Origin of the sequence: Pseudarthrobacter sp. NPDC059871, from assembly GCF_042731175.1 — a bacterium.
In the GTDB taxonomy this organism is placed as follows: domain Bacteria; phylum Actinomycetota; class Actinomycetes; order Actinomycetales; family Micrococcaceae; genus Arthrobacter.
Genome location: NZ_JBHWJV010000014.1, coordinates 72,222 through 88,823 on the forward strand (window position 1 = coordinate 72,222; position 16,602 = coordinate 88,823).

The window sequence follows — 16,602 nt, forward strand, 5'->3', positions numbered from 1 at the left end:
GCCGGCCGTCACACCTTGAAGTACTTGGCCTCCGGGTGGTGGAACACGAACGCGTCGGTGGACTGTTCCGGGTGCAGCATCAGCTCGTCGCTGAGGATCACTCCCATCCGCTCGGGCTTGAGGAGTTCCACCACCTTGCGGCGGTCCTCCATGTCCGGGCAGGCGGGGTAGCCCAGCGAGAAACGGGCGCCCCGGTAGTCCAGCTTGAACAGGCCGGCCTTGTCCTTGGGTTCCTCTGCGGCGAAGCCCAGCTCCTTGCGGATCCGGGAGTGCCAGAACTCGGCCAGGGACTCGGTGAGCTGCATGACCAGCCCGTTGAGCTCGTAGTAGTCGCGGTACTGGTTGGCGGCGAACATCTTGGAGGTGAACTCCTCGATCTTCGAGCCGGCGGTGACGAGCTGTACCGGCAGCACGTCGATCTGGCCCGAGTCGCGGGACCGCACAAAGTCGGCCAGGCAGAGGTGCCGATCGCGGCGCTGGCGCGGGAAGTTGAAGCGCAGCCGCTCGGTGCCGATGGGGCCGCTTGAACCGCCGTCCGGGGCGAGCAGGCCCGAGGTGCCCAGGACGCCGTCGCGGTCTTCGCCGTGGTGGAGCACCACCACGTCCTCGCCTTCGGTAACCACCGGGAAGTAGCCGTACGCCACCGAGGCGTCCAGCATGCCCTCGCCGAGGATGCGGTCCAGCCAGTAGCGCAGGCGCGGCCGGCCCTCGCGTTCCACCAGTTCCTCGTAGGAGGCGCCGTCCTCGCCGCGGCCGGGCTTGAGGCCCCATTGGCCCATGAAGGTGGCGCGTTCGTCGAGGAAACTGGCGTAGTCGTTCAGGGCCACGCCGCGCACAATGCGGGTGCCCCAGAACGGCGGCGCGGGCACCGCATTGTCAGTTGCGACGTCGGACCGGCCGGGCATTGCCTCGGGCTCGGTCACGGTGAACCTGGGTCCGCCCTGGTGGATGCGCTTCTTCAGCGGCGGCAGGCCGACGGTGTCCGGGTCCTCGCCGCGGGCCACGCGGACCAGCGGTTCCATCAGGGCCAGGCCCTCGAAGGCGTCCTTGGCGTAGCGGACGGTGCCTTCGAACTGCTCGGCGAGGTCCTGCTCCACGTAGGCGCGGGTGAGGGCTGCGCCGCCCAGGATGATGGGCCATTTCTTCGCCAGGCCGCGGGTCTGCAGCTCGGCGAGGTTGTCCTTCATCACCACGGTGGACTTCACCAGCAGCCCGGACATGCCGATCACGTCCGCGTCGTGTTCCTCGGCGGCGGCGATGATCTCGGCGATGCCCTGCTTGATGCCGATGTTGATGACGTTGTAGCCGTTGTTGGTGAGGATGATGTCCACCAGGTTCTTGCCGATATCGTGCACGTCGCCGCGGACGGTAGCGATCACCATGGTTCCCTTGCCGGAGGAGTCCGACTTCTCCATGTGCGGTTCCAGCAGGGCCACCGCGTTTTTCATGACCTCGGCGGACTGCAGCACGAAGGGCAGCTGCATCTCGCCGGCGCCGAACCGCTCACCCACCACCTTCATGCCCTCAAGGAGCTGGTCATTGATGATGGACAGCGGGGACATGCCTTCGCTGCGGGCCAGGTCCAGATCCGATTCCAGGCCCTTGCCCTCGCCGTCGATGATGCGGCGCTGCAGGCGTTCGCCGGTGGGCAGGGCGGCGAGTTCCGCGGCGCGCTGGTCCTTAAGCGCTGCGGTGTCGACGCCGGCGAACAGGTCCAGCATGATGGCCAGCGGATCGTACGTGATGTTCCCGTCGGCGTCGTATTCTCGGCGGTCGTAGACGAGGTCCAGGGCCACCTTGCGCTGTTCCTCCGGGAGGGAGGCGAGCGGGACGATCTTGGCGGCGTCGATGATGCCGCTGGTGAGGCCGGCTTGGACGGCTTCGTGCAGGAACACGGAGTTGAGCACCATGCGCGCGGCCGGGTTCAGGCCGAAGGAGACGTTGGAGACGCCAAGCGTGGTGTTGATGCCGGGGTACTTGGTGGTGATCTGGCGGATGGCCTCGATGGTTTCGATGCCGTCGCGGCGGGTTTCCTCCTGGCCGGTGGCCACGGGGAAGGTAAGGGCGTCCACGATGATGTCCTCGACGCGCATGCCCCAGTCGCCCACCAGGGAGTCCACCAGGCGGGAGGCGATGGCCACCTTGCCGTCGGTGGTGCGGGCCTGGCCCTGTTCGTCGATGGTCAGGGCAATCACGGCGGTGCCGTGTTCCTTGACCAGCGGCATGATGCGGGCGAAGCGGCTGTTGGGACCGTCGCCGTCCTCGTAGTTGACGGAGTTGACCACCGGGCGTCCGCCGATGTGCTCGAGTCCGGCCTGTAGGACGGGCGGTTCCGTGGAGTCGATGACCAGCGGGAGGGTGGAGGCCGACGCGAAACGGGAGACGATCTCCTTGATGTCCGCGACGCCGTCGCGCCCTACATAGTCGATGCAGACGTCCAGCAGGTGCGCACCCACGCGGACCTGCTCCCGGGCGATGTCCACGCAGTCGTCCCAGCGCTCTTCGAGCATCGCCTGGCGGAACGCCTTGGAGCCGTTGGCGTTGGTGCGCTCACCGATGGCCAGGTAGGCGGACTCCTGATCGAAGTTCACGTGGTGGTAGAGGGAAGCAATGCCGGCCTCACGCTCGGTGGGCGTGCGGGCCGGCTCCGTTGCCGCCTTGGCGGGCACGGCCTGTTGGCGGAAGGGCGCAAGACGTTCGACGACGGCGGCCAGGTGCTCCGGCGTCGTACCGCAGCAGCCGCCCACCAGGCCGAGGCCGAATTCGCGGACGAACTGCTCGTGGGCCGTGGCGAGTTCGCCGGGCGTGAGGGGGTAGTGCGCGCCGTTGGGGCCGAGGACGGGCAGGCCGGCGTTGGGCATGCACGCGATGGCGACGGTGGACTGCTTGGAGAGGTGGCGGAGGTGCTCGCTCATTTCGTCCGGGCCGGTGGCGCAGTTCAGGCCGATGGCGTCCACGCCGAGCGGTTCCAGGGCGGTGAGTGCGGCGCCGATTTCGGAGCCCATGAGCATGGTTCCGGTGGTCTCCACCGTCACCTCCACGAAGATGGGGAGGCGGATTCCCCTGGAGACGATGGCCTGCTTGCAGCCGTTGACCGCGGCTTTGGTCTGCAGGAGGTCCTGGCTGGTTTCGATGAGGAACGCGTCCGCGCCGCCGTCGATGAGGCCTTCGGCCTGGAGGGCGAAGGTCTGTTTGAGGTGTTCGTAGGTGGTGTGGCCCAGGCTGGGGAGCTTGGTGCCCGGGCCCATGGACCCCAGGACCCAGCGCATGCGGCCGTCGGCTTCTTCTGCCGCTTCGGCACGCTCACGGGCTATTTTTGCGCCCTTTTGTGCCAGCTCTTCGATGCGGTCATCGATGCCGTAATCGGAGAGGTTGGACCAGTTGGCGCCAAAGGTGTTGGTTTCTACGGCGTCGATGCCGGCGGCGAAGTAGGCGTCGTGGATGTCCGCGAGGACGTCCGGCCGGGTGTCGTTGAGGATCTCGTTGCAGCCTTCGAGGCCCTGGAAGTCATCCTCGAGCGACAGGTCCCGGCCCTGCAGCATGGTGCCCATGGCCCCGTCGGCAATGACGACCCTCTGGTTGACCGCATCCAGGAGCGCCTGCGCGCGGACGGGACGGGCGACGGAGTCTATGTCGAGCGCAAAACGGGGCATCTCAACAGGTTACGTGTGGGGGCTGACACGTTGCGCTGTGTGTCCGTGTACTACGACGGCGGCTGGTGGTGGGCGTCGGACTATAGCTTCGTGTGGTTCACTCACCGATGACCCGCCGCAGGGATGCCAGGTTCTGAGTGCCTGTTGGAGCGTTTGCCCAGGGGTCTGCCCTGTCAGCCTTTAGGTGCCCAGTGCATCCAGCCACTCCCCCGGAGGTGCCATTCGGACGGAGTCATGACGCTCATCCCAATGATTCGTTTTCCGAGGACCCGGTTACCTCACTAAACTAAGAATATTGACAAAAGGTATTGGGGTAAGGGAGGGCCAGCTGTTCGCCTCGCGATGACCTTCACACAACCAAGAAAGCGAAGACGCATGGAACGAACGAACGTAATCGCTGGATTTGGCTTTAGTGGATACCGGAGTTTCTGGAGTGAAGAGCCTCAGCTTATAGGGCCCATGTCCAAGGTGCACTTGGTTGCAGGACCTAACAATAGTGGAAAGTCCAATATCTTAAGGTTCGCACACGGAATGTTCAGCGCACGCAGGGAGCAGTTCCTAGAAGAGTGGAATGCAGCTGGCAGCTTAGATCTTCCTATTGGCCAGGCGTCTATATCTCCTTCTACTGTCTCACTCGGGCTACGCGCTGATGAACAGACAGCTGCGTTGCTCCTGTCAACTTTCGATGACACGAACAGAAGTGAAGGCAATGACATCGAAGCCCTCATTCACCTCTTGAGTCGCCCCGCTTTCCGCCGCCCGGGCTCGGACCTTGCGTGGCTCAATTATGACCTGTCCTTACGACTCTCCTCTGAACACGAAACGGCTGCCGGCCAATATGAAACGAGCGGCGAACTAGGTCGCACCGTTCGTATTGATCTGCACCGTCTTTGGGAGACCGGTGGCTACAAGACTCGCATGGGCTTCGGTGAGCAAACCCCGGTCACCTCCTTGCTGCACGCCCTAGCAATTCCCAACTACCTGCCGACTGTCGAACTCATTGAAGGAAATCGTCGAATTCGGCAGAGCGAATCCGAAACAGCTTCTCACAGCGGAGCTAATCTCATTATCAAATTGGCTGAACTTCAGAGCCCCTCCAATCAAGATGAGGCTAAACTGCGGAAGTTTCAAGAAATCAACAACTTTCTGCGAAACGTCCTCGAGGACCCGAGTGCTACAATCCACATTCCTTACACCCATGATCAGATTCTCGTTAGGAGTCAAGGACGAGTATTACCTCTTGAAAACCTGGGCACCGGAATTCACGAGGTTATCATCTTGGCTGCGGCGGCCACGGTAATCGAAAAGAAACTTGTGTGCATCGAAGAGCCTGAAGTGCACCTACACCCCGTCCTGCAACGTAGACTAATCCGGTACCTGAAGTTTAATACAAACAATCATTATCTGATTGCAACCCACTCTGCCCATATGTTGGATACTGAGCTTGCTTCTATCTCGCACGTTTCCCTAGAAAACACCGGTTCCTCAGTCGCGCCTGCAGTAACACCTACGGAACTGGCTCAGGTCAGCGCCAAACTTGGATACAGAGCCTCGGATATAGTTCAAGCGAATTGTGTTATCTGGGTTGAAGGGCCATCTGATCGCTTCTACATTCGTCGGTGGATAGAACTCAGAGCGCCAAGATGCATCGAAGGCGTTCATTACACCATCATGTTCTATGGAGGGTCTGTGCTCAGCCATCTGTCGGCGAATGACCCCAGAGCCGATGCAGATCAATTCATTTCGCTCCGGCGCCTCAACAGGTACATGGCTGTGGTAATGGACTCGGACAAGACTGAGTCCAACAAGAGCTTGGGGGAAACCAAGTTGCGTGTGATCGAGGAACTAGCCAAAGACGCTGATAGTCATACATGGGTTACGGCTGGGTACACGATTGAGAACTACATACCCCGAGATCTCCTGTCCAAAGCACTGGTGGATCTGTATCCAAATGCAACCAGCACTTGGGACGGCGGTCAGTATATAAACCCACTCAAAAATAGCGAGCACACCGGTACCCCCGAAAAATTTAGGAAGTCAGACGTCGCTGAGGCTGTTACGAGCATTTGGCAGGAGTCGCACGAATGGCTCTACGACTTGGAGCAGGCCATCATGAAGTTGATCGAATTTGTTGCATCCGCAAATCACGTGCGTCCCTCTGACTTTGAGACCTGACTTTCGTACCAGTCCTGTCCACGGTTTGTAGGCGCGTTGATCAATCATTGCATACCCAAGAAGAGAAACCGGCGTTTGTTGCCGATAATGCGAAAATGGCAAATTGAAAGTTAGGCGTCACTCCTTATTGCAGGACGGGAGGTGCCCGTGCAAAAAGTACACGGGCTTTAGGCTACATTTTATTATCGACCTGCACCAGGCGATATCATTCATGGCCTTTCTAACCGCCTGGCCACCGGTCCCTCAACCTGCGCGACCGGAGCGTTAACTGAGTCTCCTACACTGATGCAGCCATTAGCGAACAAATCTTCGTTGGAGTGGTGCTCAAGCTAGGGTCTTGGCATAGCCGAACTTCACGATCATGGAGACTGGTATGGCCCGGATGTCTGCAAATGTTAGGGAGCTGAAGCGGAAGTCACTTTCATCGCTTCGCGCTGCTGTCACCGCCTTTAACTCCCTCGGCACGGATGGCCGGACAACTGCAGTTCTGCTCAATCTGCAGCACGCCTTTGAGATGCTGCTCAAGGCATCCTTAGATTCCGCCAAGGTAACAGTGTTCGACAAGCGCTCCGAGAAATCCATATCGTTTGAAGCAGCGATCCGAAAATGCCAAGAGACACCGGGAATCAAAGTGTCCGACGGAGATGCGGGAACCATGCGCGTCATCGATGCGTGGCGTGATGCCGAACAGCACTGGTATGCCACTGTGGACGAGGGCCTAATGTACTTGCACGTCCGCGCAGCCATCACACTCTATGACGAGTTGCTGCACAAGGTGTTCGGTGAACGGCTCGGAGATCATCTACCAGCACGGGTGCTCCCCATCAGTGCTGAGCCTCCCCAGGACTTTCAGATTTTGGTCGACCGTGAGTACAAGCGCATTGAAGAACTTCTGCATCCCAACCGGCGGGGAAAGGCCGAAGCTCATTCTCGCATCCGTGCCCTGCTGGCCATGGAGTCGCATACGGATCCAGATGCAGCCGAGATTCGAGAAGCCGATGTCCGCCGTGTGGAAAGGGGCGTCCGCGCTGGTAGACCTCGCACTCAGGTCTTCCCGAAGCTGAGCACCGTGGGATCAAATGTCTCCGGTCAAGGGCTCACCGTCGAAGTAAAGCTGGTTAGGACCGGCGGTTTGCCGGTAACTTATGTATCCGCTGGTAGCGACGTCGAACCTTCCGCCATCCGAACGGTTGATCTGGAGAAGAAATTTTACATGGGGCCCTATGACTTGGCCGACAAGTCCGGCATCGACCGAACCCGGGCGACAGCCGTCCGCCGCCACCTTAATCTCGACAGCAACGATGACGTGCATTCCCACCGCTTTGTCTTCGGCTCCACGTCTCTTATGCGCTATTCAGACAACGCGCTGAGAAAAATGAAGGAAGCAAAGGATTCCCTCAACTTGGCCGAATTATGGAACGCGCACCGAACCCCTCCCAAAGGGAGAAAGCTAGCGCCATGCAGTCAGCCTGGCTGCATGGCGCCCTAGTCTGCTGCGCGTCCTTGGTTGGTCTAGGGTGAGGGCTTGTGCTGTGCCAATACCCGGATGTGGACTTTGGTAACGGGTGGAACGGCATCGTGGGATGCTTCGCGACATCTGGAAATTCCTGACGACAGACTCGTTCGGGCAGGGCATTTCCGTGGCCCTTTTGGCCGGCGCGGGCGTCATTACTCGGTAATTCGGGGAAGAGGCTGGAAGCAACCCAAAATCGACCGCTGCCCAAGCCAAGGCCACACCAACTTCGACGATTGCAGCATCGCGTCGGCAGGCTCGATGCGTCACTGCCGCGAGTACTGGATGAACGCCTGCACGTCACCCAGCTGCATCGCCCCGGACGCCACCTGCAGGCCACCCACCACCGCGATCCCCACGTACACCAAGTTCCCGGTGAACGTCATGGCCGGCATGATCAGCCCGGAAACGAGCTGCGCCCCCAAAGCTCGATGCCGTCCCAGCGGCAAAAATTCGTGGGAAGGGAGGGTGTCCATCAGATAACCAACACGGCCGACGAAAGCAGTTCCCTCGATAAGCACCTGGCACAAGCAATCCACGGTGGACTTCCTGTCCTTTCTACTTTGTTGGTTGTCTACGTGTAGTTATGTAAGCCTGCGGTAGGGTATATCAAGGTGTACAACCTGAACGGGATATCCGGAGCGAGCCGCTTCGTCCGCCTGCTCGGATAGATCCAGCTCGATTGCGAGACGGTCCAGACGAGCCATACGCGTTCTATCCTCCCGTCCATCCTTTGCTGACCAAGAACCAACATCCGGCCAAAGGACAATGTAAACCCCGTTCGCCGAAGGATAGTCTTTGAGGTAGCGGCCCACGAGCTGTTCGGGAATTGCACTCATAAGTTCTACACTCCACGCCCCCTTCACTTCGACAACCACTCTTATGGGAGAGTCCTGGGCCCGGAAGGCCTCTATGAGCAGGTCGGTCCGTTCCGGAATCCCACTACTCGAATTTCGGCGCACCTGGACTTCTCTGTTTACAACTACACTTTTTGTTTCCAAGCGATCTCGAAGCCTGTTGAGCAGATAGTCACTGACCTCATCCTCCGACTTGGGCCGCATGACACGCGTTTCCCAAAGAAGATGTGACTCAGGGGTATTGCCCACAATTCGTTCCTGTATGTCGACCAGGGCCTCGCGGACGATATTGCTCAACTCTTGATCTGATCTTGCCATCCTAGAATGTTTGTCTTGACCTAATTGAGCTAATGCCCCGATGGTGAGCGGTTCCCACTCCGATTCCCTCTTTGCCCTTAGTGCGCGTGCCAGCCCGGCTTTACGCCAACCTTGTTCAGTGTGTCCGGCAGCGAACTTAGAGAGTGCCTCGACGGTTTCCGCTGTTCCACGCTCTATCAATATCTCAAAAAGCCGGTCTCGCCAGCGGCCAGCCTGCTCCCTTTTAGTAACCGTGTGAGCCCCCTCGACGTGTTCATCTTCCGTCCTAGGAAACTGCTCCTCCATCCACGCATGAAAAGTGCCCAATTGCTTGTCATCTAGACCCAGGTCTCCTTGATCCCGGTCAGCAAGGTCCAGGACGGAGGCAACCGCAACCGTGGGGTTCCTTGCCATTACGCCCCAGATTTTTGGCCAAGAAACCGGGGCATCACATGCCATCAATACTTCAAATGCAATAGTGAGACGATCGGAACCGCCATGAATCCCCTCCTCCACCCATTGATAGAGGATCGGCCTTCCGAGTTCGGGATCACGCTGCATGAGAATAGCCGCTACGTCACGGGCCGCGACTGACAACTTCGTCTGCAGAAGGCTTGCAAGGTCGGTAGCCAAATCGACGCCCCATAGGACTTCGCACTCATTTTCGACGAAGGGTCTACGGCCTGCTGCGTCTTCAGTAGAAATGATATGAAGTAAGGCTCTCTTCAAGAGCCCCCGGGCATGCGGAAGCGCCTTTCGCATCAGCACCTCTTGGTCGGCCGCAGATGCTCCGTTTACCGTAGGCCTCCAGGCCACAATTATCGGCGCCCATTCGAGCCAGCTTTCCGGGCTAAGTTCTTCCAGTTTCTCAGGGCGCATACGGGACAAAAGAATCAAGGCACGGTAAGCGCCCTCCGAGGAAAGAGTGTGCAAATCCTTTGAGAGCCAGATGTCCGGTTGGCACTTCGCCCGCATCAGATATTCAACTGCCCCTTCGACCAATCGCCGGCGAGTGGAATCTGTGAGATGCTCCCAACGCTCGTGTTTCGTGATATCGGGCTGAAACGGCTCATGTAAGCGCCGCGTTCCGGGCAGCGCCGCTGTCAGTAAGAGTGCATGAGCGTATGCGTCTAAGTTTCCCTCCTCGAAAAGATCTAAATTTGAATCGATCCAACTATTCACTTCGTCGGGACCAGCAAGAGACGCCACCTTGATAGCCCTCCGCCGATACCGCGACCAGGTTTCTCGCTGCTTGTCCGCAGCAGCAGACGTGAGTTCTACGCTGCCGCACCAGTACGCCAAAGCGCCCTTCAACAGAACATGATCAGCTGGCAAAGATGCGAGGCAATTTGCGTGCTCAAATTTGTCAGGGCTAAACGTATGTTCAATGAGAACGCTCAGCCCTCTCGCCAGTGCCCCCTCCGCCTGATCAATTTGGGAAACGAGCCAGAGAAAGTCGTATTCCTTTAACAGACCGTCTTGATCGCGAGTCGAGACGAGGGCGAGTAGTTCATCTTCTGTTGCTTCGATAGCCAAGGCCAATAAAACCGCATGTCTACGGGAGTCTTCCCACGCAGGAGGCTTCATCGCGTGTGACCCAATCGCGGGCTGATACGTTCGCAATCGCAGACGGATGGAAGCCATGGCGGCATCTCGGGCAGCGTCGTTCTGCATGTTGTCAGCGCAGAGGCCCAGTGCAGCATCGCGAAGGTCAGAGAACCATTCGTTATTGGCCACTGGCAGTTGCAGCCAGCTGGCCGCGGCGTCGAGGTCCGCTTCGCGAAGGGAGTCCGCCAACTTTCTCACGATAAGGGAATAGTGTCCGAAAAACCATGGAGCCGGCTCTACGTTGATGTACCTGAGCGCATCTGCAGTGGACAAACTGTGAGGCCAAGAGGCTTCAATAATGGCGCCGCGTAGCTCCCGTTTAGGATCATCTCCGAGCAACGCCGGGTTGTCGAGTAGAGCCAAGAGATGCGGCCCCTGCCATCCAATTTTGAGCAAGGTCAAGATACATCGGTATCGCACATACTCGGGCTCCGCTGGATCAAGAGATATTGCTATTAGATCCGCTTCAAGGTCTGCGGCATGTCCTTGGCCGGCTAAGTCCAACGCCAACAGTCGCACGTCTTCAATTTCGGACCTCAGCTCTGGGCGAAGCTGGTCAGCGAGCGATGAGTGCCTGAGGTTCTCAAAGGTTGTACCCCATTCTCGAACGAAGGTTCCTTTGGCGGCCTCATGTATCAGTGCTTCTACCACTGTTCGTCGCAACGCATCATCCGGGACATCGATCTCGCTGGCCACTGATTGAGCATCCTGATGACATAACCACTTAAATTCCTCAGGCTGCATTGAAACAAGCCACGCAGCCACTCGCCGCACACGCGGGAATATCTTCCCGTCCTGGGCAACCAGAAGAGACCTAATTTGTCGCACCCCAAGTGCTTGATCGATACACCATCTTGCGGCTAGAAATTCCGGGAAGGTCGCGTGTGCCCATGCCAGCCGGTAGCTTCCTGCCCCTTGGAAGAGTGCAGTCCTCGCCAGCGCGGCTACTCTGCTGGCAGCTAGGTCCCTACCTCCACTCTGAGGGAGAGCGGATACAAACACGACGAGATCATCTAGGGCAAGGTCTCCCTCTAAGACGTCGCCCACAGGCCCAATCCAAAGTCCCTGCCGACCTGAGAACAGCATGCATGCGGCGGCGCACTGAGCGGCAGCAAGAATTTCTGAAGGAGGTGGAGAACCTAGTCCGCCTCCGCGACGCTGAGAACTCCGTTCGTCGCACATTGCACGGAGGCCCGCTGCATACGCTTCTGACCGACTCACGGGTATCTCGCCCGCGGTCTGGTAACTCCTCATAAGCAGATCAAGTGACAATGGCATAGCAGCTAGCGGCGCGAGCCCGTGACCCTCCAACGCGGCAATGAATCCTTCGGAATCATCCAAATCTGCCGTCGCCCGCACAGCATCCTCGCGACGAAAGGGTGCTATCTCCAAGACGGCTGAGGCCGGACGCTCCTTAACCCACTCGCTTAGGTGTGCAGGCAGTTCTGCAGTTCTACAGGTAATGCGGAGCCAAAGCCTTTCCGCTGGCCACGCTTCCACCTCCTCCATGAATATGGAGGCGAGATGCGGAACTCGTTGCTGTGCCTCGTCAAAACCATCCAAAATGAGGCACATCTCAGCAGATCCAGCTAACCAATCCACTACTAAAGGCGCCTCCGTCAACTTCCTAATGAATCTATCTTCACTTCCTATAGCTGCGGCATTAATGCGATGTATGACCGCTACGGAGGAAGTCGGCAACAATGCTCTGTCGCCGATATAGGTCGACTTGCCGGATCCAGGGGGCCCTAAGAGTATGAGGTTTCGTTTACCAACCAAATCGGATTCCGTAAGGACCTCAAGAGGAACTCCTAAGGGATTAGGAGCGAACGCTTGCCGAAGGGAAAGAAATCCGTCCGTTTCGCGGTGTGTCGACCCGTTAGGGTACCAAAATCGGGATTCAACCTTTCTTAGTGACATTTTTCTCTCAACTAATTCTTAAAAAGGAACCTGAATGTAAACCTAGCATCAACTTTTCTCAAGATGAGCTGTAATTAGTATCGTTTACTCTCGAAACATGGTTCATGAACGTTGTCTCGGCCGAAAGAACGATCAACTGCCCCGGATCCATAAACCGAAACGCGTTAATCCCTTCCCTGATATCGAACCTCGTCTTCTTCTGGCAAGCAGCATCTAAGCCCAACCTTAAACCTCCGCCGCCGGAGCCGCGAACTGCGCCTCATACAGGCGCGCGTACGCCCCGCCCGCAGCCAACAAAGAAGCGTGCGTCCCCTGCTCCACTATCTGGCCGGCTTCCATCACCAGGATGAGGTCGGCGTCGCGGATCGTGGACAGGCGGTGCGCGATCACGAAAGAGGTCCGGTCGGACCGCAGGGCACTCATGGCCTTCTGCACCAGGACCTCGGTCCGGGTGTCCACGGATGACGTCGCCTCGTCCAGGATCAGCACGGACGGCCGGGCCAGGAACGCCCGGGCAATGGTCAGCAGCTGCTTCTCCCCCGCCGACACATTCGAGCCCTCGTCCTCCAGGACCGTGTCGTACCCGTCTGGCAGTGACCGCACGAACCGGTCCACATACGTCGCCCTCGCCGCCTCAAGCACCTCCTCCGAGGAAGCCCCAGGCCGGCCATACGCGATGTTGTCCCGGATGGTCCCGCCGAACAGCCACGTATCCTGCAGCACCATGCCTAGCCGGGAGCGCAGCTCGCGCCGCGGCACCGAGGTGACGTCCACGCCGTCGAGCGTTATCCGCCCCGCGTCCAGCTCGTAGAACCGCATCATCAGGTTCACCAGCGTGGTCTTGCCCGCACCGGTGGGGCCCACAATCGCCACCGTCTGGCCCGGCTCCGCCACCAGAGACAACCCGGAAATCAGCGGTTTCTCCGGCGAGTACGAGAAGGACACGTCCTCGAACACCAGCCGCCCCCGCCCGAACACCGGCCCGTCGGAATCAGCCGGCTCCACGGATTCCTCCTCCTCATCCAGCAGCTCGAACACCCGCTCGGCGGACGCCACCCCGGACTGCAGCACGTTGGCCATGGACCCCAGCTGCGCCAGCGGCATGGTGAACTGCCGCGAGTACTGGATGAACGCCTGCACGTCGCCCAGCTGCATCGCCCCGGAAGCCACCTGCAGCCCGCCCACCACGGCGATCCCCACGTACACCAGGTTCCCGATGAACGTCATGGCCGGCATGATCAGCCCGGAAATGAACTGCGCCCCGAAGCTCGCCTCATACAGTTCCGCGTTCTTCTGCCGGAACCGCTCCTCCACCTCGCGCTGCCGGCCGAAAACCTTCACTAGCGCATGCCCGGTGTAGATCTCCTCGATCTGCCCATTTAACTCGCCTGTGTTTTTCCACTGCGCCACGAACAGCTTCTGCGAGCGGTTGGCAATCAGCGCCGTGATCACCAGCGTCAGCGGAATGGTCACCAGGGCGATCAGCGCCAGCGTGGGCGAGAGGATCACCATCATCACCAGCACGCCCACCACGGTCAGCACGGACGTGACCGCCTGGCTGATGGTCTGCTGCAGGCTCTGCGAAATATTGTCCACATCGTTGGTGACCCGGCTCAGCAGCTCACCGCGCTGGATCCTGTCGAAGTACCGCAGCGGCAGCCGGTGGATCTTCGCCTCGATCTCCCCGCGCAGCCCGTATACCGTCCGCTGCACCACCCCGTTGAGCACATACGCCTGCACCCACATGAACGCCGACGCCAGCACATACAGCACCAGCCCCCACGTCAGCACACTGCCCAGCGCCACGAAGTCGATTCCCTGCCCCGGCGTCAGCGCCATCGGCGCGAGCATGTCCGCCTTCTGGTTCTCCCCCGCCGCCCGCAGCTGCGCCATCAGCTGCTCCTTGGTCACCCCGGCCGGCAGCTGCTTGGACACCACCCCGGCGAAAATCAGGTTGGTGCCCTCGCCCAGCAGCCGCGGCCCGATCACCGAGAGTGCCACGGACGCCACCGCCGTCACCAGCACCACCAGCAGCCACGCCCGCTCCGGCCGCAGCTTCCCCAGCAGCCGCCGGGCGGACGGCCAGAAGTTCATCGCCTTCTCCGCCGGGATGTTCATCCCGCCAAAGGGTCCGCCGCGCCCCGGGCCGCCTGCCGGACGCGGGATGCGTACGACGGCGGCGCCCGCGGCCGGGGCGGCAGGTGCGGCTTTAGTGCCGGTTGAGGGAGTGGGTTCCGGGCTCATACTGTCTCCTCCGCCGCCAGCTGGGAGTTCACGATCTCGCGGTACGTCTCCGACGTCTCCAGCAGCTCGCTGTGCGTTCCGCGCCCCACGATCCTGCCGTCGTCGAGCACTAGTATCTGGTCCGCGTCCACAATGCTGGACACGCGCTGGGCGATGATCACCAGCGTGGCACCTGACGTACTTCGCTTGAGCGCCTGCCGCAGCCGGGCGTCCGTGCCGGTGTCCAGGGATGAGAACGAATCGTCGAATATATACAGTTCGGGCCGCTTCACCAGGGCCCGGGCGATGGCCAGCCGCTGCCGCTGCCCGCCGGAAACGTTGGTGCCGCCCTGGCTGATGGCCGCATCCAGCCCGCCGTCCATCCGCTCCACGAAGTCCCGTGCCTGGGCAATCTCCAGCGCCGTCCAGCATTCGTCATCCGTGGCGTCCGGCTTGCCGTACTGCAGGTTGCTGCGGACCGTGCCGCTGAACAGGTAGGGCCGCTGCGGCACCAGGCCGATGTGCCCCCAGAGCAGGTCCGGGTGCAGCTCCCGCACATCCACGCCGTCCATCAGGACCGAGCCGCTGGTCACGTCGAAGAGCCGCGGCATCAGGTTCACCAGGGTGGTCTTGCCCGAGCCGGTGCTGCCGATGATCGCCGTGGTCTGCCCCGCCCGCGCGGTAAAGCTGATCCCCGTGAGGACGGGCTGATCGGCACCCGGGTAGGCGAATCCGGCGTCGCTCATCTCCAGCTCACCGCGCCGCCGCCCGCCCGGGAACCCTGCGGCGCTGACGGGCCGTTCCGGCGGCCGGACGCTGGACTCCGTCCCCAGCACCTGGCCGATCCGGTCCGCCGAGACAGCTGCGCGCGGGATCATCACGGCCATGAACGTGGCCATCATGACGGACATCAGGATCTGCATCAGGTAGCTCAGGAACGCGATCAGGGTACCCACCTGCATGGACCCGTCCTCAATCCGGAACGCACCGAACCAGATGACCGCCACGGAGGAGACGTTCAGCACCAGCATCACCACGGGGAAGGCGAGCGCCATCAAACGCCCGGCCCGCAGCGCGGTGTCCGTGACGTCGTCGTTCGCCTGGCCAAAGCGCGCCGTCTCGATGTCCTCGCGGACGAACGCCCGGACCACCCGGATGCCGGTGAGCTGCTCGCGCAGGACCCGGTTCACGGTGTCGATCCGCTTCTGCATCTTCCGGAACAGCGGCACCATCCGCCCGGTAATCAAGCCGACGGCTACCAGCAGCACCGGGACGGCCACGGCAATCAGCCAGGACAGCTGTGCGTCCTGCCGGATGGCCATGATGACGCCGCCGATGCTCAGCATGGGGGCGGTGACCAGCATGGTGGCGGACATCAGCACCAGCTGCTGGACCTGCTGCACATCGTTGGTGGAGCGGGTGATCAGGCTGGGCGCCCCGAACCTGGTGACCTCCTGCTCCGAGAACTCCCCCACCCGCTGGAAGATGGCGCCGCGCAGGTCCCGGCCCGTGCCCATGGCGGCCTTCGCGGCGAAGTACACGGCAATCACCGAACAGACAATCTGCAGCAGCGTGACGGCCAGCATCACAGCGCCGAGGTTGAGGATGTGGGTGATGTCGCCCTTGGCCACGCCCTCATCAATGATGTCCGCGTTCAGCGTGGGCAGGTACAGCGACGCGATGGACTGCGCCAGCTGGAAGACCACGACGGCGGCCAGCAGCTTGCGGTGCGGCCGCAGGTATTCAACAAGCAGTTTCCAGAGCATGGGCGGCTCCCACCTGACGGAGTGTCCACAAAACGTGGTGCGAGCGTCAGTTTACGTCCGGAAACTGGGACTTGGGCCGGTGCCGCCGGAGAAAACCCGGAGGTTCTCCCACGGCGTACACCCCGGCAGGTGAGGGGCTTTGTGGGGCCCGTTCCTACGTCCAGAAATCGGCGGCCTTGGCGGTGTCCTCCTGGAACTCGCTGACCTCCGTGACCTTGCCGTCCTTGAGCGTGAACACCAGGACGCCCTCCTGCTCCATGGACTGGCCGTTCCGCTGTGCCTGCGCTTTCTGCAGGCCGACCGTGTGCTGCTCCCCGGCGATGACATCCTTCAGCTCCACCTTGGTGGTGCCTGCCGACCGGGAGAACAGTTCACCGAAGTAGGCCATGATCTCTTCTTGGCCGTTCTTGTCGCCCGCCAGCCCGCCGCTGCCGCCCACGTGGTAGACCGCGTCCTGCGCAAACAGCTCCATCAGGGTTTGGACATCCCCTGAATTGAAAGCCTCGTACCCGCGCCGCACCACCGCGGCGTCTTCCTAATTTCCCATCCCGAACCCTTTCCAACACCTTCGCGGGGTCCCAGCGGAGCAA

At 60.6% G+C, this 16,602-nt stretch carries 8 protein-coding genes; 2 read left to right on the forward strand and 6 right to left on the reverse strand.

Translation table 11 applies throughout. From position 1 onward, the window contains the following. Nucleotides 1-8 precede the first annotated feature (8 nt). A complete protein-coding gene (gene metH / locus ACFV4R_RS18005; RefSeq protein ID WP_377204041.1) occupies nt 9-3,653 on the reverse strand; it encodes a methionine synthase in 3,645 nt (1,214 codons plus the stop codon). A gap of 531 nt (nt 3,654-4,184) precedes the next feature. Between metH and ACFV4R_RS18010 the strand changes: the two genes are divergently transcribed. Together ACFV4R_RS18010 and ACFV4R_RS18015 are read left to right on the forward strand one after the other, a co-directional pair. Then, on the forward strand, nt 4,185-5,828 hold the full coding sequence (locus ACFV4R_RS18010) for an ATP-dependent endonuclease (RefSeq protein WP_377204042.1): 1,644 nt from the start codon (nt 4,185-4,187) through the stop codon (nt 5,826-5,828). 373 nt (nt 5,829-6,201) lie between these two features. Next, nucleotides 6,202-7,317 carry a DUF3644 domain-containing protein gene (locus ACFV4R_RS18015; protein WP_377227122.1) on the forward strand — a complete coding sequence of 372 codons (1,116 nt, stop codon included), beginning with the start codon at nt 6,202-6,204 and terminating at the stop codon, nt 7,315-7,317. A 290-nt stretch (nt 7,318-7,607) separates the two neighbouring features. Here ACFV4R_RS18015 and ACFV4R_RS18020 read toward each other — a convergent pair whose 3' ends face one another. From ACFV4R_RS18020 to ACFV4R_RS18040, 5 genes are all read right to left on the reverse strand, one after another. Beyond that, the gene (locus ACFV4R_RS18020) at nt 7,608-7,817 is read right to left on the reverse strand and encodes an ABC transporter transmembrane domain-containing protein (protein WP_377204096.1); all 210 of its coding nucleotides are present in this window, start codon (nt 7,815-7,817) and stop codon (nt 7,608-7,610) included. A 108-nt stretch (nt 7,818-7,925) separates the two neighbouring features. Then, nucleotides 7,926-10,799 carry a hypothetical protein gene (locus ACFV4R_RS18025; RefSeq protein ID WP_377204044.1) on the reverse strand — a complete coding sequence of 958 codons (2,874 nt, stop codon included), beginning with the start codon at nt 10,797-10,799 and terminating at the stop codon, nt 7,926-7,928. 1,449 nt (nt 10,800-12,248) lie between these two features. Beyond that, complete coding sequence (locus ACFV4R_RS18030; RefSeq protein ID WP_377204045.1) at nt 12,249-14,267, reverse strand: ABC transporter ATP-binding protein; 2,019 nt, start codon at nt 14,265-14,267, stop codon at nt 12,249-12,251. After that, a complete protein-coding gene (locus tag ACFV4R_RS18035; protein WP_377204046.1) occupies nt 14,264-16,012 on the reverse strand; it encodes an ABC transporter ATP-binding protein in 1,749 nt (582 codons plus the stop codon). Before ACFV4R_RS18035 ends, ACFV4R_RS18030 begins: the two co-directional genes overlap by 4 nt. A gap of 154 nt (nt 16,013-16,166) precedes the next feature. Next, nucleotides 16,167-16,535, reverse strand: a complete 369-nt coding sequence (locus ACFV4R_RS18040) for a nuclear transport factor 2 family protein (protein WP_377204047.1) — start codon at nt 16,533-16,535, stop codon at nt 16,167-16,169. Between the last annotated feature and the right edge of the window lie 67 nt (nt 16,536-16,602).